Below are 651 nucleotides of genomic sequence, written 5' to 3'. Positions count from 1 at the left end.
GAGCATCTTGATCTCGACTTCGTCCAGCTGATTTGTCAGCACCTCCGCTGTCTCAGGGTTCTTCACACGCAACATCACCAAGGTATTGAAGTTGCCCTCGATCTGGCTGGCCTTGGCCTTGGAGCCGATCTTCGCTTCGATATCGGAGATGGTCTGCGTATAGGCAGTGACCTGATAGCCCGCGCCACCGGCTTTATTGACCATGGGGATAAATTCGTCGCCCACGAGCTCGTTGAATTCATCGGCGTGGATGGACAGGTTACGCTTCGGCACCGCAGCGCCTTGCCCGTATCCGGAGCCATACTTATAGATACGGCCCGCCGTTGAGGTGAGATCGGCAAACATGGCATTGCCCACGGCACCGGCCACCTCGAAGTCGGAGAGGGCATCGAGCCCGACATAGACGATGCCGCCACGGTCGATGATCTGGCTCCAGTCGAAGGCAGGACGCGGATCGAGGGGGTCGTCGTATTCCGGGGAGAGCAGCTCGGCGGTTTTGCCTGTCGTCAGTTTTTCCAGCAAAGGATAGAGCGAGGAGACCAGTTTTCGAAGTAGGTGCGGTCGTTGGCCAGGACAGAGGCCAAACCATCTGCCACAAGGTTCATGCCAAATTCTTCTCCTGCAATCAGCGACAGGATCTGCATGGTGTGC

At 57.3% G+C, this 651-nt stretch carries 1 pseudogene; it reads right to left on the bottom strand.

From position 1 onward, the window contains the following. A pseudogene (locus WM40_RS27300) lies at nt 1–651 on the bottom strand (TraM recognition domain-containing protein); the annotation flags it as partial.

The sequence above is a fragment of the Robbsia andropogonis genome (genome assembly GCF_000970345.1).
GTDB classification, from domain to species: Bacteria; Pseudomonadota; Gammaproteobacteria; order Burkholderiales; family Burkholderiaceae; genus Robbsia; species Robbsia andropogonis.
Note: the sequence above shows the minus strand (reverse complement) of the source record. Positions and strands in the feature narration are given on the sequence as shown.